Genomic DNA, 17,117 nt, shown 5'->3' on the forward strand with positions numbered 1-17,117 from the left:
GCTACGGTGTCTGCCATGGCCTGTGTCACATCGCGACCCGATCTGTGACGCACGGCACCAACATCGAACGCTTGGGGACCGAACTCGAATCGCCGGGGTCGGCACGAAACCGACTGTGCCCGTGCGTGTTCGAAGTCCGTCGCGCACCTTGATGGATCATCGGCTCATGCCCCGCCCGAGGAGAGGCAGCAGACATGAGAATTCGCGGCAACGTTGCCGGATCAGCATTCGCGGCGCTGTCCAGCGTCGCGCTCATCGCCGCGGTAGGCGCGACAACCGCCACCGCAGACCCGAACCCCGTCGCAGGCTGCGGCCCGTGGCGCACCTCGGTCGTGGCCTCCGGCTATAACATGTTGGAAGGCTTGGCATTCGACGGCCGCGGCGGCTTGCTGCTGTCGGATCAATCGGCCAGCGGAACCGGCGGGGCCATCCGGCGTATCGACGCCGCAGGGGCACGCAGCACCCTGGCCACGGTGGACGGTCCTGGTGCGGTATTGGTTTCGGAGAACACCGCCTACTTCGTCGCGGGGCTCAGCATGCCCTCGGTGTTGGCGGGACAGGCCAACGGAACCATCAACGCCATCGACCTGGATACCGGCGCGGTGTCGACGACCGTGTCGGGCCTGCGCGCGCCGAACGGTATCGCGCTGCTGCCCAACGGGGACTTCGTCGTCACCAGCGACATGGGGTCCGACACCCGGATGTCGTTGGTGCGCAACAATGTCTATGCAGGCCCGTTCGCGGCCCTGACCTCGACCAACGGTGTCGCCTACGATCAATCCCGACGGCGACTGTTCGTCTCGACCACCTTCGATCCGGCCACCACCATCGCGATGTTCGACATCGACCGCCCCGGCGCCGCGCCGACGCTGTTCACCCTGCCGGGATTCGGGCCGCTCAACGGTGGTGACGATCTGACCGTCGGGTCGGACGGCGTGGTGTACGTCGCGCTGAGCACCGGCGGCAGGATTGTTCGGCTCGACCCAGGCACCGGCGCCTCCTGCACCATCGCGGACAACCTGCCGTTGAGCACCGCCGTCGAATTCGGTTCCGGCCAAGGCTGGGATCCGGCCGCCCTCTATGCCACGAGCTACCTGGGCACTGTCACCAAATTGAACCCGACCTCCTAGTCGATACGCCAGAATCGCTGGCCCGAAGACTCTTTCGCTAGATCGCGCGCAAAGCCGCCGCACAGCCTCTGCTGTGCGGCGGCTTCTTGTGTCCGCCGATAGCCATCGTCCGACCTTGGTCATCTGCACACAACATGCCGGTCATCTTTGGGCAATACGGCATGATTGTTCCAGCGCCCCACCCCCGGCGCGAACAACACGAGGAGCGCGACCGTGTCGAACACGACCACAGCGCGCCGTACCCAGGCCGAACGACGGGCCGAGACGAGCGCGAAACTGATCGAGGCGACGATACAGCTCGTCTCCGAGCAGGGGTATGCGCAGGCGACCGTCAAGCCGATCTGCGATCGCGCAGGCGTGACGCACGGTGCGCTGTTCGGCCGCTTCGCCACCCGGCTCGACCTGATCGTCGCGGCGGCCGCCGAGGTTTCCCGGCGGCAACTGGAACACTTCCTGGACAACATCGCCCGCCTGCCCGACATCGACGATCCGGCGGTCATCATGCCGCTGCTCCGGCAGAGCGCCCGCGCGCCGATCAACGCGGTCTGGAACGAATTGCTCGTCGCCGCACGCACCGACGAGCAGTTGCGCGAGCGCCTCGCACCGGTGATGACGGAGTACGGCAGGGAGATACTCGCGGTGGCCGAGCAGGTTCCCGCGATGCAGAAGATTCCGCGCGAACTGCGCAGCGGAGTGCTCTGGGTCCTCATCGCTCAGTCCGATGGGGACGCGCTGACCCGGCTGCCCTTCCCGTCCGAGGATATGGATCGCCGGACCATGGACGTGTTCGTCACCATGCTCCAGCTGTACGTCGAGTCCTTGGATCGACTGCCTTCCTGAATATCGCTCGGCGAACCAGCGATCGACTACTGCGCACCGCTGGCGGTCACGAGGCCGATTGCGTGCCGACGCCACCCCATACCGCCCGCGAGCCGGACTCGCCGATGCGATACACCTGCACCGATGCGGCGACGCTCGCGGCGATCGCGACCACCGCCACCGCGCCGATGATCAGCCGCGAGACGGTGTGCCCGCGGGCCAGACGCACGTGCATGATCGCCACAAGAACGGCTGCTATCAAGAGCGGGACGGCGAAGTAGAGGAAGGTCTCCCCCAGCTGAATGTGGTTCTGCAGGTGGGGATTTTCGCCGATGAACTGCTCGAGCCATTCTCCTGCCTCGGTCGTGATCGGAGTCAAGATCACCACGACTACGGCGAAGAAGACCGTCGGCCACACCAGCCGTTGGCGGACCGACGGCCACAGCGCCGACAGCGTCACCGAGATCGCGGTCAACGGGACCAACACGACGATGAGGTGGACGAGAAGGATGTGAACCGGAAGGCCGTTGAGGGTCGACATCGGCAAACTTTCTTCCGCGAAGGCCTGCTGGTTGTGGCTTCGTCGCACTAATTGTGCGGCCGCACGGCGTCTCCTGTGCGCCTGTTGGCCGACCTCGGTGTGCCCAGTTCGCTCATGACAGATCTGCGTGTTCGTCGGCGCCGAAGCTCAACCAGATGTCGTGGTCGACTTGGCTTCCGGTGATCGTCACCTGGCCGGTCACCAGCGGGTAGCCGCGGGCGACGACGGTGTACTCGCCCTCGGGCAGGTCGGCGACCACGTAGCGGCCGTCGTCGTCGGTGTGGGTGGCGCCGACGGCTGTACCGGACCAGTCGAGCACGGTGACCCTGGCGTCGCGCACCGCTCTGCCTTCGGCGCGCACCGTTCCCCACAGCATCGCCATCGGGGCCAGCTCGATGTCGAAACGCAACCGGCCGCTGGCAGGCACGCTCAATGTCGTTGCGGCAGGCCGCATTCGCGCGGCGACCGTCACGCACGTGTAGGTTCCCGCCATGACGCCACGGCAGGCGTATGTGCCGTCTGCCGCCGTGACCGCAGCACCGACTACCTCACCACTCAGGTCCGTCACAGTGACGGTGGCATCCGCGACCGGCTCGTGTGCGGCCGTGCGCACGACACCCGTCAACTCGCCTGCACCCTGCAGCGTGACGTCGACATGCGCGATGCCGTCCGAGGCGGTGACATTCACTGCGGCCGGTTGATGCCCGTTGGCCGAGACGATCAGGACGTAGCTGCCCGGCGCGGGCGGCTCGATGGTGTAGGTGCCGTCGGCGTCGCCTTTCGCACGTGAAACTTGGTGTCCCCGTGGATCTATCAGCGTCAGTGCCGCGTCAGGCACCAGGTGCCCGTCGTCACGGCGGATACAGCCGCCGATCGCCATGCCACTCGTCGAGGCGATGCCCTGCTCGATCGGCATATCCGACAACCGTTGCTCCCCATTGTTGTTGGTGTCTATGTGGGAGACCTCGGCCGGAGTGAGCACCGGTTCTGCTGCGGGGACGGTGGCAGGCTCCCAGATCTGCTCCGTGAACCGTATCGACTCCGCCTCGGCCAGCGCGACATGCGCAGCGACGACCTGCGCGAGCTCGGCGCGATCGGACTCACGCAGACCCCGCAGCTTCGTGCCTTCGACATCGATGTCCGGCAGAATACGGTTGAGCCACTTCGGAATCCACCATGCGCGCCGCCCCATGATCACCAGCAGCGCCGGGACGAGCACCATGCGCACCACGAAGGCGTCGATGGCGACACCGCAGGCCAATGCGAAGCCCATGGACTTGGCGGTGGCGTCGGATTCCAGCAGGAACGAGCCGAACACCGAGACCATGATGATCGCCGCCGAGGTGACCACCCGGGCACCGTGCTGGTACCCGGTGATCATGGCGAACCTCGGCGACCTGGAATGCACGTACTCCTCGCGCATTCGGGTCACCAGGAACACCTGGTAGTCCATCGCGAGCCCGAATACCAAGCCGATCAACATGATCGGCAAGAAGCTCACGATCGGATGCGGATCGGCGATCAGGCCGAAGGCGCCTTCCTGGAAGATCAAGACGGTGGCGCCGAAGGTCGCCGCCATGGACAGCAGGAAGCCGAGGGCCGCGGTGAACGGGACCAGGATGGACCGGAACACCAGGATCAACAGCACGAAGGCCGCGCCGGCGACGATCGCCAGGTAAGGGACGATCTTGCCGAGCAGCACGCGGTCCATATCGGCGTAGATCGCGGTGGTGCCGGTGATGCCGTACTCGATGCCATACCGTTGGGACAGTTCGCTTTCGGCGTCGCGGGCGTCGCGCACCAGATCCTTGGTGTCCTGGTTGTTCGGCCCCGACTTCGGCACACCGCTGAGCATTGCGCCGAGCCCGTTCGTGCTGAACTGCGGCTTGGTGATGTAATCCATCTGCGGGAACGCGGCGAGCCGGTCCCGCAGCGCGGTGACCGCCGCCTCGCGCTCGCCTTGCGGCACCTGTTCCAGGTCGGCGACCACGGTCAGGATGCCGTTGCTGCCCTCGCCGAAACCCGCCGTCCTGATGTCGTAGGCCTGCCGGATCGTCGAGCTGGTCGGGAAGCTGTCCTCACCCGGCAGTCCCAACTGGAGTTTGAGAGCGGGAGCCGCCAGCGCCGCCAACGCGGCAACGGCGAATATCAGTGCGACCCAAGGCCTTTTGCTGATCAGGCGGGCCACCCGCATGCCGTTGGTGACGGAGCTGTCGTCTTCCGGATCATGCTTGGCGACCAACGGCAGCTTCGGTTTGAAGAGGAAGCGGCCGAAAGCGCCGAGCACGGCAGGCATCAGGGTGATGGCGGTGAGGACGGCGAACAAGGCCGCCACGGCGCCGCCGAGGCCCATGAAGGTCAGGAAGTTCACGCCGACGATGCTCAGCGCGGCCAGGGCGACGATGACCGTGAGACCGGCGAACACCACCGCGGATCCGGCGGTGCCGACCGAAATGCCCGCTGCCTCTTCGGGATTCCTGGCGACTTGGAGTTCGTGTTTGTAGCGGGAGACGATGAACAGCGCATAGTCGATGGACAGCGCGATACCGATCATCGACGCCAGGAACGTCGTGAAGCTCGGCACCTCGATGATCGAGGTGCTCAGCGAAATCACCAGCATGGCGGCGCTCAGGCCGACGATGGCGGTGATGATCGGCACGAAGGCGGCCATGATGGCGCCGAAGGCGATCACCATGACGACCAATGCCACACCCATGCCGATCATCTCGGCCCGGCCGCTCGGCTGCTCCTGCTGCTGCGCGATGGGTCCGCCGAGTTCGACGGTCAATCCCTGTGCGCGGGCGCGATTGGCCACGTCGTAGGCGGCATGCCGCTGTTCGTCGGTGACCTCCATCGGGCCGGAGATGTCGAACGGCACCGTGAGCACGGCGACGGTGGACGGGGCGTCCTTGCTCAGCACATTGAGTGGCGCGCCGGAGCATACTTCTCGGTCGGCTTTGGTCAGGCAGCCCATCGACTCGGTCACGGCAACCGGGTTTTTCAGTGCCGCAGCGTCCTTTTCGGCGACAAGCCGGTGCTTGCCATCGTCGACGGACAACGCCGTCAGGTCGGCGATCAGCATGTCGATGGCGGCACTGTTGGCCTTGTCGGTCAGCTTCGTTCCCTCGGGCGCCTTGATGACATAGGCACCGCTCACGGCTTCGATGCTGAACCGGCCCGACATACCGGGGAACTGCTTGTCCAGGATGTCGGTGGCGCGCTCCGACGGCAGCGACGGCATGCTGAACTCGTCGCTCATCGGCTTACTCAGCGCGCTGCCCGCGACACCGAGCAGCGCGAGGAACACGACCCACAGCGGCAGAACGATCCACTTGCGGCGGAAGGCGAATTTGCCCCACCGATAGAGGAATACGGACACGACTGAGTTCTCCTAGAGGTAACCGGTTGTGCTGAGTCCAGGGCCCGTATACAGCACCTTCGCGGCCCGCTACGCGTGCGAACACTCCCCCGGCTCCCACCGGTCGATCAACGAATAGTGGGAAACGGAGGAGAAACCTCAAGTTTCGAGAGCATACCGCACGCCCGGTCGGCGCCGCCGTAGGCCCGAATGTCAGCGGCGGCGCACAGTGCGCAGACCACACGCCTGACCCACGCTCGCACCCTCCAGCACGAACTGAAGAACGATCACGACGAACCCGAACATCCACCGCCCCAACGTCTGCCAGAACCGCGGCCGCCCGCCGTCCTTCCAGCGCAACACCCGCATCCCGAACAGCAGCTTGCCCAGACTGACACGCAACACCAGGGTGCCGAAGACATGGTTGACGAATGACACTGCCAGCACACAGAGGATGAACGCAGGCAAAAACTCCGCCACCCCACCGGTCGCATGAAACACCCGTTGCGACAACGCCAAACCACCGATCAGCGCCACAACCCCATCCACAAGCGCCGCCAACGACAGCCGATTATCCCCCGCCACCTCCGGCACCACCCCATGCCTCGGATGCGGTTGTCCCCCAAGCCCCGAAGCCGAAGCAGCATGGCCCATACCCGGTGCACTCACGCACCACATTGTGCCCACCACCCCCACACCTTCCCAGCACCGACAATCAGGGGCAGTCAGCGTTATCCCGGCTACCCGGAACGTGCATCCAGCGCCATCCGAATCAGCCCTCGAGCCGACTCGCCGGTCACAGACTGACCAACCAGGACATCGAACGTCCGGTGATACAGCCTGATCTCACGCGGTTGAGTGATCGTCAGCTCTGCGGTGATCCCTTCGACAGTTACCCGACGCTCGTCGAACATGACGAAGTTCGTCAGCTGCATCGGCAGTTGAGCAGCGAAGGGCACGATCGCGAAGCTGACACGCGGCAAGCCCATTGCCGCCAGCAACCTATCCAGTTGGCCCCGCATCACCGAGTCGCCGCCGACGTCGTTGTATAGGGCTTGCTCACCCATCAGGAGGTGAAACCTTCGGTCGCCCTTGTACAGGACCTGTTGTCGCTCGAGGCGCTTGGCTACGCCTTCGTCCAGATCGTCGGGGATCCCGTGGAACTTGATGGACCGACGCAGAATCGCGGAAGCGTACTCGGCGGTCTGAAGTAACCCAGGTATCAGCGATGGCTGATACATGCGTATCACCTCGGACTGCTGCATCAAGCGCAGGATCTCGTGTTGCTTCTGTTTGGTCCCACCGCTGAGTGAGCGTCGCCACTCACGGTATGCGGCTTCAATATTGCGGAGAGTAGCGACGAGGTCCGGAATCTCGCTCTCGGCCGCGGTGATCCTGCACCAGACTTGTATGTCGATCACCGAGGGCTTGGTCTTTCCGTACTCGATCTTCGGCACCCTCGTCTGATGCCAACCGGCCCTGCGGGCAAGCTCGCTGCCGCTCAAACCGGCAGACTGGCGAAGCTCTCGGAGGCGTTCTCCGAGAGCTTCGCGCGCTTGTTGTACCGAATTGGTCACCAGTCAGACTTCACCGGCGTATTCGTTGAACGGCACCGCTGATTGCCACAGCTTTACCTTGACGCTCCGACAGTACGACGCAATACCAGGATCAGTCGTTATTGCCGCTCCCGCAGGTTTGCCATCGTCGTCTACCAGATTGAAACCCACTGTCGTGTCGTCGAACAGCCACCAGTCATCGTGAGGCACGTCCCCGGCAAGGTGCCGGGGCAGGTAACGAATGTCTTCGCCCGCATCTACGTTGCTGGATGTGATCGAGAGCAACCAGCGCTGATAATCACTGTGCGGCACGGTGACTACCCGGACCCGGGTAACCCGCACGCCTCGCCTAACGGTCTCCTGAACCAGTTCTGTCCACGGACGCTTGCTGTACTGCGGCATCGGCGGTTCACCGTTCAGGAATCGACGCAGCGGTTCGGACTCGCTGGGTACCGAGTAGGTGTCGCGCACCTCGAGGTGGAACACCTCCTGTTCGGCCTTCCGGAACAGTTCAGGCCACGGGCTAGGCTGCCGCAGAAACACCGTAGAAGGTCCTCTCCGCCTTCGATACTTCGACGGCGGTCTCGTGTGGCTCCATGCTCATCTCATCAACTGCCGCACGGTCGGTGACGGGCAGACCAGAGACCCGGAACGTTCCGCGGCCGGTGTCGCTCATGGTGGCACCGATGAACGTGTCCGGTTCGGCGAACCCTAACAACAGATGCGGAATCTCAACGGTTCCGGGGGTTTCCGTCTTCCAGCCCACTACGACGTAGGTACCGGCGTCGGTCGCGTACAGGGCAGGGCACTCGCCGTCACCCGAACCACCCTTGCCAAGGAATGTCAACAACATGGAGAACTCCTGCCTGGACTAAGCGAATCTATGCTTCAGCGTCTCCATTGTGTCTCTCAGATGTGTTGTCTGAGCTGAGATTAGTTGATTTCAGCATAGTTCGGCATAGGTATGGCTGGAGGAGCCAGAGACTTCATAGAGTCGGGTTGGCGTTCGGGGCAGTGCAGTCGTCTCGGTCCCGGACTGCCTTATCGAACCGACGACAGGGGCACGGCCATGGCTGGAGAGCTGGAGGACGAGGCGGAATGCTCACGACTTTTCCCGTTCCCCGGAGGCGTGTTGGAACTCCGGAGCACCGGAGACGCGAACGCTGACTGCTCTGGCTTCTACCTGGAGCTCCGCGGATACGAAGAGATCGAAGACGGAAGCGATTCAGGGGCTGTAATGAGCTGGAAGCCAACATGTATCGGGTATCTACGGACCGACGTGTCCGGTGTAGCTCAACTCTGGGATCAGGCCCAGATACGACGACTTGCGGATCGTCTCGGGTACGACTTTGCCGACATGGTGATCTACGACCCGAAGTTCAGCCGACCGCCGCTTGCTCGGCTCAAAGCCCAAGCCACCCGCCTCCAGGCAGAAGCGGTCATCGTCCCAAGCTCGGAGCACTTTGAGGGCAACGAAATACCAGGGACCCTCGTGCAGCGGCTCGACGTGATCACAGTGAACCCCGAGGAGACCTATTCACGGCGTGCTATGCCGCCGTTGCGGAGCTCGCCTCCAGCACCGCGGTGATTCGATTGGCGGAGTTCATGATTCCTGGATGGGGTCGGGGAGTTTCCAGCGGTCTGGGCGGGGGCGGAGGTAGAGGAGGTAGTAGGCGCAGCCGAGGAGCATGGCGGCGACTGCTACGACCATTTGTTGCCAGGAGGCGTCGATGACGCTGTATGCCGCGTAGGCCATGGCGGCGACGACGATGATGGGTGGCAGCGGCCAGAGTGGCATTCGGTAGCCGCCGGAACTTGGACGGCTGCGGACTCGGAACGCGGCAAGCGCGACGAACAGGTACACCAGGACGAGGCCCGCGCCGGTTGCGGTGATCAGCCAGGACAGTGGGAGCGCGGCTGCCGCGATGGTGGCCAGTGCGCCGACGACGATGGTGGCGACCGCCGGTGTGTGCCAGCGCGGGTGCACGCTGGCGAGTGCGCGATCGATCGGGTCCGGCCAGCTGCGGTCGCGGGCCGAGGCGAACAGCAGCCGGGAGATCTGCAGGATGATGGCGATCACCGCGTTGACGATCGCGATCGCGATGCCGACGCTCACCAACGTGTTCACCGTGGCGCCGCCGCGCGCGGTCAGGAAGTAGTTCATCGGCGCCGAACTGCTCAACAAGTCGGTCATGGAGGGCGCGCCGAGGACCACTGCGGCCAGTGGCACGATTTCGATGGTGACGGTTGCGGCCAGGCAGACCATGATCACGCGGCCGATTGTGTGCGTCGCGTTCTTCGTCTCCTCCGCGTAGTAGACCGCAGCGCCGTAACCGTTGTAGCCGAACAGCGCCACCGGGATGAGGGCGGCCAACGCTCCCGCTCCTACCGAGGTCAGGCCACCGTCGCCGATCGTGGTCGCGTGCAACCATTCCGAGGGTCCGCGTTCGATCGTGCTGAAGCCGAGGAACGCAAGCACCGCGATCGCCGCGATCTCGATACACAGGAAAACCCCGGTGACCCAGGCGTTGGCCTTGATGTTGAGCAGCGCGATGCCGGTCGTCACCACGATGACGCCGACGCCGACCCATTTTCCGCCGAGCTGCGGTATCGCGACGCCGAGGTAGTCGCCGGTGCCGAGGGCGATCACCGAGATGATCAGCACGCCGTTCACCAAAGTCAGTGCGAACAAGGCGAATCCGACGGGTCTACCGAGTAGCCTTGCAGCCCAGGTGTATTCACCGCCGGTAATCGGAAAGGTCGCCGAGAGTTCGGCGTAACACAGTCCGATGAACACCGACGCCACTGCCGCGATGGCCAGTGTCAGCACTGACGCGCCACCCGCTGCCAGCAGGATCGCCGGAATGATGATGAACACGCTCGACGCAGGCGTCACCGCCGACAGTGTGATCAGAATGTTCTCGCCCATGCCCAGCGCGCGCGAGAGCTGCTGACGGTATCGGGGCTGTTGGTTGTCGTCGTCGGCAGTCTGGCCGGTGGTCTGGGTAGCCATGGCCGGTCCTTTCTTTGATGTACAGTCAAAGAATGGACTAAAGCCGCTGTCAAGGATCGATTTTGACGTTACGAATAATTAATTCGTCATCAACATGAGGCAACGGGAGGCGCCGGATGGCACGCAGGAAGGATCAGGAGCGAGCTCGCCGGGAGATTCTCGATGCGGCGCTGACGGCGGTGTCCGACCGTGGTGTCGGCAAGCTCAAGATCCGTGAGGTCGCCGAAGTCGCCGGGGTATCGCCCGCGACCGTGCACTACTACTTCGACGATCTCGACAACCTGCTGCGCGAGGTCCACCGCGAAGCCAGCGACCGGTTCTTCGGCGATCGACTCGCCATGGTCGCCACGATCACCGATGCCCGCGCGAAGATCGGTGCGTTGATCTGGGCCGGGTTGCCTGCCTCGGATACCGACGCCCTCGTCGTCGCGCTGTATCGGCTTGCCGCCTATCGCAGCGTCGCCGCCGAGCACGGCGACCTGATCACCGCCCTGTTCGAGAAACAGGTCGCGGTGTACATGGGCGCGCTGGAAGTGGGAATCGCGCAGGAACACTTCACGATCGATGCGCCGATCCTCGACGTCGCCGCGAACCTGGTTGCGCTGGAAGACGCCTACGGCTTGCACATCATCAGCGGCAATCGATCGATAACGAAAACCCGTGCCGCAGAAATGATCTGCACCTACGCCCGGACCGCCACCCACTGCCTCGACATCACGACGCCCGAAGGATGAACAGATGAGTGGAGCAGCGCGCAGCGATTCGATGAGGGGTGGCGGCCGGGTGGCGGGTGACCTTTCCCCGGATGGACGTCCGCGAGCGCGGGCCCTCGGCATCGCGCCGAGCGGGACACCGGGTGCGTGGAACGCCATCACCGATGTGGCCGGAATCGAGGTCGGGTATCGGACACTGATCGAAGGCGACGGGCCCTTGCGAGTAGGCGAAGGCCCGGTACGCACCGGCGTGACGGCGATCCTGCCGCGCGGCCGTTCCGGCGTCGGCCGCCCGTGCACAGCTGGTCGCTACTCGCTCAACGGAAACGGCGAAATGACCGGCACCGCATGGATCGACGAGGTCGGCCAGCTGTCGATGCCCGTCACGATCTCCAACACGCACGCCATCGGCGCCTGCCACACCGGCGCGATCGAGTGGATCAACAAGACCCATCCCGCGCTGGCTCGGGAATGGCTGCTCCCGGTCTGCGCCGAAACCTGGGACGGTTACCTCAACGACATCAACGGCGGCCATGTCACACCGGAAATCGTTGTTGCCGCATTGGATTCGGCCCGCAGCGGTCCGCTGGACGAGGGCTCGGTCGGTGGCGGCACCGGAATGAACTGCTACGCATGCAAAGGCGGCAGCGGAACCTCCTCCCGACTGGTCGAGTTCGGACCGCACACCTACACCGTCGGCGTGTTTCTCCAGGCGAACTTCGGCTCCCGACACGAACTGACGATCCGCGGCCACCGCATCGGCGATCGACTCGACCTCAACAACCCGATGGAATCGACCGATTGGGGCACCCCGCCCGACCGAATGCCCGCCGCGCCCGGCGGTTCTGGTTCGGTCATCGTCGTAGTCGCGACCGACGCCCCACTGGATCCGCTGCAGTGCAAGGCCATGGCCCGCCGCGTCCCCTTCGGCCTGGCCCGCACCGGCACCACCGGCAGCCTCTTCTCCGGCGACTTGTTCCTCGCCTTCTCCACCGCCGCAGACCGCCCCTCCGACACCGGCTTCCCGATCGGCGACCCCACCCCCGCCGACCTCGTCACCACCACCCGCCTACCGTGGAACCGAATGGACCCGATATACACCGCGGTCGTCGAGGCAGTCGAAGAGTCCGTCCTCAACGCCCTCATCGTGAACACTTCGATGACCGGCCGCGACGGCCACCACTCGCCCGCCCTCCCACACGACCAACTGAAAACCTTGCTGGCGACCGAACCTCGCTAACTGGCATGGAGCGGGGTAGGCGTCTCCACCACGCGGCCTCTCTCGCCGCGCCTGGCGTGGTCTCGCCGCGGCAGGTTGGTCAGCGCAAGTTGGTCGGCTGATCAGGTGGCACTGGTGGCGGCATCGCCCGAGAAGCTCCCGCCACCATTGCCCCCTCGGCACGAAACCGCTCTGCGCTCCCGGTATGTGGGATCAGAACGGTGGTTTCGCACAGAGTGGGAACTCAGGGCGGAGGCTTCTCGGGCGATGCCGCCACCATTTCCCAGTGATCAACCGACCAACTCCAGCGCGCGAAGCGGGGTGAGGTAGGTCACAAGAGTGGGGTGTCGAGAAGGGTGGGGTGGGTCCGTCTCAGGGGCAGAGCGGCTACACGGGTCGCCTGGCGAAGGAGAGGGAGCATCATGCGCAAGCTTGTAGTCCAGCAGTGGGTTACCGTCGACAACATTGCCGCGGAGGAGGATGGCGGGCTGAGTTTTGTGTCGGGGGAGCCGTTTTCAGAGAACGACACCAGTGCGTTCAAGGCGAACATGATGGGGCTCATCGACTCGGTCGACACGATGATTCTCGGGGCGAATACCTACGCTCAGACCAAGGACTACTGGCCGTATGCCGAGGAACAGGGTGAGTACGGGAAGAAGCTGAACAGCCTCAGCAAGTTCGTTGCGTCGTCGACGCTGGATGATGCGCCGTGGGGTGACTTTTCCGCGGCGACCGTGACGCGCGATCCAGCCGCCACCATCCGGGAGCTCAAAGAGCAAGACGGTAAGGACATTTGGTTGTGGGGCAGCTTGACTCTCATGCGGGCGCTGTTGGATGCCGGTGTCGTCGATGAGGTTCGGATGCTGGTATGCCCGGTGGCGCGCGGCAAGGGGCGGCCGGTTTTCGAGGATCCGCGAGACCTGAAGTTGGTCGAGGCCACCGGGTTCGACAACGGCGTTGCGCTGCTCCGCTACGAGATCGCACGACCGAGCTGATGGTCGACAGGTAACGCTGCGGGACTCGCGCGAAGAGAATTTCGGCTGCTGTGCCGATGAGTGGACCAGGATGTCGCGCCGCCGCCGCAGTGGCGCGCATCCTGAATTCACAAGCTCTAGTTCGTAATTCAGTACGCAGCGAGGAGTGGATGAGCAATGTTGACGAGAACACGCACCATCACGGCGGCAGCCGGAGCGATGGCAATGATCACCGCCGGGGTGTTGTTGGCGCCCAACGCATCGGCCACCTCGATCACGACCGTCAAAGTGACCGCCGGAACCGTCGCAGTCGGCTGCCTCGTGACCCTGACGTCACATTCCGACCCGGCCCCCACGACCGGATGGTCGACCTACTTCTACGACAACGGAACCCACATCGGCATCGGCCCCGCCAAGGGCCCCGGCGGAGACCGCTCCGCCACCTGGACTCCAACCACCGCAGGCACCCACGAAATCACGGCGATAGCCTGGATGAGCCGCATCGACGGCGGAAAATCAACCGGCACAACAACTGTGGAAGTGACGACGGCGCCTTGTGACAGGTAGGAGACGGGCGGGCGGTCAATCGATGGGGACGGTGTAGCTGATGCGGATCGTGAACCTTCGGGTGGCCAGCACCGGGTACGCCTCCCCTGGCGTCTCCGAGACGGACGGCGGGAAGTCGAGTTCCTCATTTCCTGCGTGCACGCCGATCAGGCGGACGCTGGCCAAGTCGTAGGCATCCGGGCCGCCGAGGACGCCGAGGGTCGACCGGAACATGCCGTAGTCCAGGGTGATCCTGGCGAACTTCTTCTTACCCGCCGGGAGTGCGTCGATGCGCGCTTGAATCTTCTGCTGCCGGTCGTCGGGGATGTTCTTCAGCGTGTACTGGATGTCACCTTCGATCAGCTTCCGCGTCGCGACCGCGTGGATGTACGAGGCGAGCAAACCGATCGCGACGCCGATGGCCGCACCTCCGAGGAATCGCAACCCACCGCGCAGGACGCCGCGCGCCGCGGCACCGGCCGCGGCGCCCTCGGCACCGCCTTCGGCGCCACGCACCACGCCGCCGGGGACCTTCGACAATGCGCCTCCCCCAGCGCCTTCCGCAGCGCCCTCCGTGACCGCGCCCGGCGGTACCGCCGGCTGCACTGCGCCGGTCGGCGGCTTCGGCGTCGGCGCAGCACCCGTCGGCTTCGGAGCAGGCGTAGGCGTGGTGCCGGTCGGTGGTTTCGGAGCAGGCGTAGGTGCAGGAGCAGGCGCGGTGCCAGCGGCACTACCACCGGTCGCACCGCCGCCCGCCGCACCGCCGCCGCCCGCGACGGGCGGCACCGTGCCGGACGGACCGCGCGTCAAGTCCAGCACTTTCCGGAAGTACTCCCTGGGTATGGACAAATTCGTGCCGTATTCGGAGTAGCCGGTCGGACGAGTCGCAACGTTCTGGAAATTCTGCTGGAAGAAGGCGCGATTGATCTTCAGCTCGTATTTGTACTTCAGCGAGGGCCGCACCGGGGTTCCAGTGTGCTCCACCACTTCCTCGACCGTGGTCGCGATATCGCAATCCGTCAGACGCGGATAGCCTCTCGGTGACTTCAACGAGGTCGCGCCCTCCAGATCTCCGTAGTGGTAGAGCGATTCCGTTGCACCCGGGCTCCCTCCGCCCAGAATCGGCACCGACGGCGGCCCAGCCGGTCCCGCTGGATTCCGCCGGATCACCATCGACGGAACGGCTTTCGGTTGACACGCCTGCTGCGCGACATGGGTGAGCTCGTGCGCGAGCAACTGCCGACCCGGCGCCGAGTGTGGTTCGAATCGGCCGTGTCCGAAGACAATCGCGTCACCGACCGTATACGCGTTCGCGTCCAGCGCCTGCGCCGACCGTGCCGCCGCGGCACCACTGTGCACGCGCACACCGGAAAGGTCGCGACCGAGCCTGGATTCGAAGGCGCCGCGGGTCGTGCCGTCGAGCGGCAGGCCAGGTTCGGCCAGCGCCTCGTGCACCTGCGCCCGCGCCTCCCCTTCGAGATTCCCTGCGCCCGAACCACGTCCGTGATCGTCGCGCGTGATGTCGAACCTCGCCCTGGCATCAGCAGGCGTCCCGCCCACCTGACCTGCCACGTAGTCGGCCTCGTGTTCCATGCGATCGCCGACGTCGCCGACCCGGAATTCGGGGCCTCCTGCAGGCTGAGCGCCCTGCGGCGTGGCAGGAACTGCGGTGAGGTCTATGCCGAAACCTGTTGTGCTCGACTCCTGTTCGTCCCCACGGACGGATTCGCGCGGCGCATGCAGTTGCCGCAACGCCTGGGTATCCGCGCTCTGCTGATTGGCGAATATGCTCATGACCGGGCCTATCGGGTTTCAGCTGACGACAAGCGCCAGTTCGTGTCGAATCGAGAGGCCGTGCCGGATCATGGCCGACACACCTCGGCCGCTACCTCCGGGGGTTGGCCTGCTCTTACGAGCTGCTCTCGAATCTTGTCCAGCTCAGCGCGCTGGGACGCTTCGGAAAGGACAAAGAAGTTGGGAATTATGCTGGGGAGCAGCGAGCGTGCTTCTTGGTAGCCCGCACTCGATCGGTTCTCCTCGAGAATATGGATGATCTGGCGGACCGGATCGAGCAGCTTGTGCTGCCGGGCGTAGGCAGCAGCCTTGTTCAGCGTCCGCATGATGTCGATGAGTAACACGCCGTAGCCGGCCTGGTTCGCCTTCTCCGTGCCGCCGCCGTAGCCGCCGCCGGTCACCGCCTTGGCGAATGCCTCCGGGTCCGCGGTGTTTGCCCATGCCTTCGAGTAGTTCTTCCCCAGCAGTGTCCTACTGTGGCCCGCGATCGCGTCGGCAACGCTGTCATAGCGCCGGAACGGCAGTTTCACCTGGTAGCGATCAGCACCCGGCGCCGGCTCCTTTTCCGCGAATTCCTTGTACTTGCGGTATCTTTGGCGCACCTTTTCGCGATCTACGACGAACTCCGTCGTCCACTGCCACCGAATCGTCTCGGGAGCCGCGTCCGGGTCGGCCTTGACACCGAAAAAGCTCTGCTGCGGTCCGGGCTTCCAGCCACTCTCCAGGACCATTTGGCCGAGTGTGACGAGAGCGGGCACCCCGGTCTTGGCCTGGTTCGCGAGGGCCAGCTCGGAGTACTTCACGTAGAAATCAACAGCCGCACGGTCATTGGTGAAACGTTTATTGTCCGCCGCACCGAGCGTCACTCCGGCACCGGGCTCCGGAGCTTGCGCCGGTGCGGGGGATGCGGCCGACTTGGTCGGCTCATCTTCGTCCAAGCAGGCGATTCGCACAGGGCTTTGCCCAGTGACGCGGATGGTGTCCGTTCCTGCCCACTGTTCGGCAGCGTGGTGGGCGTCGTGTTCCATTGCCGAGACCGGCGTTTCGGTCGTGGGCCGGGCACGGCTTTGCTGGACGACGTGGGCGAGTTCGTGGGCGAGGAGATGGTCACCCACGGGAGTGCCGGGACGATAGGCGTCGTCGCGGAATACCAGATCAGTGCCGACGGCGTAGGCGCGGGCGCGCATGGTGCGTGCGGAGGTGTCGGCAGCAGGGCCGACGTGAGTGCGCACGGCACCGAAGTCGTGACCGAAGCGGGCTTCCATCCTGGTGCGCGTGGTGGCGTCCAGTGGTGTGCCGTTGACGGGAACGGCGGTGACGTCGATCCCGAAATCCGTTGCGTTCGAGCCCCGTTCGGGCTCGAACTCGGATTCGCTTCGTGCCGCGGAGTGCCGGAGGGTGCGAGTCTCCGTCTGGTGCTGGTGCGCGGGCTTCATCATGGCGGGACCCGTCGG

At 64.7% G+C, this 17,117-nt stretch carries 16 protein-coding genes and 1 pseudogene; 7 read left to right on the top strand and 10 right to left on the bottom strand.

What is annotated here, in order from left to right:
* Positions 1-194: 194 nt before the first annotated feature.
* A complete protein-coding gene (locus tag NA11_RS21415; protein ID WP_069163742.1) occupies positions 195-1,130 on the top strand; it encodes an SMP-30/gluconolactonase/LRE family protein in 936 nt (311 codons plus the stop codon).
* A 213-nt stretch (positions 1,131-1,343) separates the two neighbouring features.
* Positions 1,344-1,970, top strand: a complete 627-nt coding sequence (locus NA11_RS21420) for a TetR/AcrR family transcriptional regulator (protein WP_069163801.1) — start codon at positions 1,344-1,346, stop codon at positions 1,968-1,970.
* A gap of 46 nt (positions 1,971-2,016) precedes the next feature.
* Here the strand turns inward: NA11_RS21420 and NA11_RS21425 are convergent, their stop codons facing one another.
* From NA11_RS21425 to NA11_RS21450, 7 genes and pseudogenes are all read right to left on the bottom strand, one after another.
* Entirely contained in the window at positions 2,017-2,490 is a 474-nt protein-coding gene (locus NA11_RS21425; RefSeq protein ID WP_069163743.1) for a DUF2231 domain-containing protein, read from the bottom strand.
* A 112-nt stretch (positions 2,491-2,602) separates the two neighbouring features.
* Positions 2,603-3,406 (bottom strand): MSCRAMM family protein, encoded by an 804-nt coding sequence (locus tag NA11_RS47355; RefSeq protein WP_439957087.1) that lies wholly within the window; start codon positions 3,404-3,406, stop codon positions 2,603-2,605.
* 159 nt (positions 3,407-3,565) lie between these two features.
* Positions 3,566-5,869: pseudogene (locus NA11_RS21430) on the bottom strand (MMPL family transporter); the annotation flags it as partial.
* Between the two features lie 192 nt (positions 5,870-6,061).
* Positions 6,062-6,517, bottom strand: coding sequence for an RDD family protein (locus NA11_RS21435; RefSeq protein WP_167837694.1), 456 nt, complete (start codon positions 6,515-6,517; stop codon positions 6,062-6,064).
* Between the two features lie 71 nt (positions 6,518-6,588).
* Entirely contained in the window at positions 6,589-7,425 is an 837-nt protein-coding gene (locus NA11_RS21440) for a helix-turn-helix domain-containing protein (RefSeq protein ID WP_069163746.1), read from the bottom strand.
* A gap of 3 nt (positions 7,426-7,428) precedes the next feature.
* Positions 7,429-7,947, bottom strand: a complete 519-nt coding sequence (locus NA11_RS21445; protein WP_069163747.1) for a DUF6879 family protein — start codon at positions 7,945-7,947, stop codon at positions 7,429-7,431.
* Positions 7,928-8,257 carry a hypothetical protein gene (locus tag NA11_RS21450; protein WP_069163748.1) on the bottom strand — a complete coding sequence of 110 codons (330 nt, stop codon included), beginning with the start codon at positions 8,255-8,257 and terminating at the stop codon, positions 7,928-7,930. The genes NA11_RS21445 and NA11_RS21450 overlap by 20 nt, the downstream gene beginning before the upstream one ends.
* Before the next feature lie 216 nt (positions 8,258-8,473).
* Between NA11_RS21450 and NA11_RS21455 the strand changes: the two genes are divergently transcribed.
* Complete coding sequence (locus NA11_RS21455) at positions 8,474-8,992, top strand: hypothetical protein (RefSeq protein WP_245746033.1); 519 nt, start codon at positions 8,474-8,476, stop codon at positions 8,990-8,992.
* 15 nt (positions 8,993-9,007) lie between these two features.
* On the opposite strand, the gene NA11_RS21460 is transcribed toward NA11_RS21455, so the two are convergent.
* Positions 9,008-10,417, bottom strand: coding sequence for an APC family permease (locus tag NA11_RS21460; protein ID WP_069163749.1), 1,410 nt, complete (start codon positions 10,415-10,417; stop codon positions 9,008-9,010).
* A gap of 116 nt (positions 10,418-10,533) precedes the next feature.
* Here NA11_RS21460 and NA11_RS21465 point away from each other — a divergent pair, with 116 nt between their 5' ends.
* The 4 genes from NA11_RS21465 to NA11_RS21480 all read left to right on the top strand — a co-directional run bounded on the left by NA11_RS21465 (position 10,534) and on the right by NA11_RS21480 (position 13,890).
* On the top strand, positions 10,534-11,151 hold the full coding sequence (locus tag NA11_RS21465) for a TetR/AcrR family transcriptional regulator (protein ID WP_069163750.1): 618 nt from the start codon (positions 10,534-10,536) through the stop codon (positions 11,149-11,151).
* Between the two features lie 4 nt (positions 11,152-11,155).
* The gene (locus NA11_RS21470) at positions 11,156-12,370 is read left to right on the top strand and encodes a DmpA family aminopeptidase (RefSeq protein ID WP_245746034.1); all 1,215 of its coding nucleotides are present in this window, start codon (positions 11,156-11,158) and stop codon (positions 12,368-12,370) included.
* Positions 12,371-12,771: 401 nt separating this feature from the next.
* Positions 12,772-13,344 carry a dihydrofolate reductase family protein gene (locus NA11_RS21475; protein ID WP_069163751.1) on the top strand — a complete coding sequence of 191 codons (573 nt, stop codon included), beginning with the start codon at positions 12,772-12,774 and terminating at the stop codon, positions 13,342-13,344.
* 156 nt (positions 13,345-13,500) lie between these two features.
* Positions 13,501-13,890: a hypothetical protein gene (locus NA11_RS21480; RefSeq protein WP_069163752.1), complete on the top strand. Its 390-nt coding sequence runs from the start codon at positions 13,501-13,503 to the stop codon at positions 13,888-13,890.
* A 15-nt stretch (positions 13,891-13,905) separates the two neighbouring features.
* Here the strand turns inward: NA11_RS21480 and NA11_RS46340 are convergent, their stop codons facing one another.
* Both NA11_RS46340 and NA11_RS21490 read right to left on the bottom strand, forming a co-directional pair.
* A complete protein-coding gene (locus tag NA11_RS46340) occupies positions 13,906-15,663 on the bottom strand; it encodes an eCIS core domain-containing protein (protein ID WP_069163753.1) in 1,758 nt (585 codons plus the stop codon).
* A gap of 68 nt (positions 15,664-15,731) precedes the next feature.
* Complete coding sequence (locus tag NA11_RS21490; RefSeq protein WP_069163754.1) at positions 15,732-17,102, bottom strand: eCIS core domain-containing protein; 1,371 nt, start codon at positions 17,100-17,102, stop codon at positions 15,732-15,734.
* Between the last annotated feature and the right edge of the window lie 15 nt (positions 17,103-17,117).

The sequence above is a fragment of the Nocardia altamirensis NBRC 108246 genome, from assembly GCF_001612685.1.
GTDB classification, from domain to species: Bacteria; Actinomycetota; Actinomycetes; order Mycobacteriales; family Mycobacteriaceae; genus Nocardia; species Nocardia altamirensis.

Excerpts from the sequence above, each read along its gene's own strand:
- NA11_RS21490 (WP_069163754.1), bottom strand. The coding sequence starts at position 17,102 with ATGATGAAGCCCGCGCACCAGCACCAGACGGAGACTCGCACCCTCCGG.
- NA11_RS46340 (WP_069163753.1), bottom strand. The coding sequence starts at position 15,663 with ATGAGCATATTCGCCAATCAGCAGAGCGCGGATACCCAGGCGTTGCGG.
- NA11_RS21470 (WP_245746034.1), top strand. The coding sequence starts at position 11,156 with ATGAGTGGAGCAGCGCGCAGCGATTCGATGAGGGGTGGCGGCCGGGTG.
- NA11_RS21460 (WP_069163749.1), bottom strand. The coding sequence starts at position 10,417 with ATGGCTACCCAGACCACCGGCCAGACTGCCGACGACGACAACCAACAG.
- NA11_RS21455 (WP_245746033.1), top strand. The coding sequence starts at position 8,474 with ATGGCTGGAGAGCTGGAGGACGAGGCGGAATGCTCACGACTTTTCCCG.
- NA11_RS21450 (WP_069163748.1), bottom strand. The coding sequence starts at position 8,257 with ATGTTGTTGACATTCCTTGGCAAGGGTGGTTCGGGTGACGGCGAGTGC.
- NA11_RS21475 (WP_069163751.1), top strand. The coding sequence starts at position 12,772 with ATGCGCAAGCTTGTAGTCCAGCAGTGGGTTACCGTCGACAACATTGCC.
- NA11_RS47355 (WP_439957087.1), bottom strand. The coding sequence starts at position 3,406 with ATGCCGATCGAGCAGGGCATCGCCTCGACGAGTGGCATGGCGATCGGC.
- NA11_RS21425 (WP_069163743.1), bottom strand. The coding sequence starts at position 2,490 with ATGTCGACCCTCAACGGCCTTCCGGTTCACATCCTTCTCGTCCACCTC.
- NA11_RS21415 (WP_069163742.1), top strand. The coding sequence starts at position 195 with ATGAGAATTCGCGGCAACGTTGCCGGATCAGCATTCGCGGCGCTGTCC.
- NA11_RS21480 (WP_069163752.1), top strand. The coding sequence starts at position 13,501 with ATGTTGACGAGAACACGCACCATCACGGCGGCAGCCGGAGCGATGGCA.
- NA11_RS21465 (WP_069163750.1), top strand. The coding sequence starts at position 10,534 with ATGGCACGCAGGAAGGATCAGGAGCGAGCTCGCCGGGAGATTCTCGAT.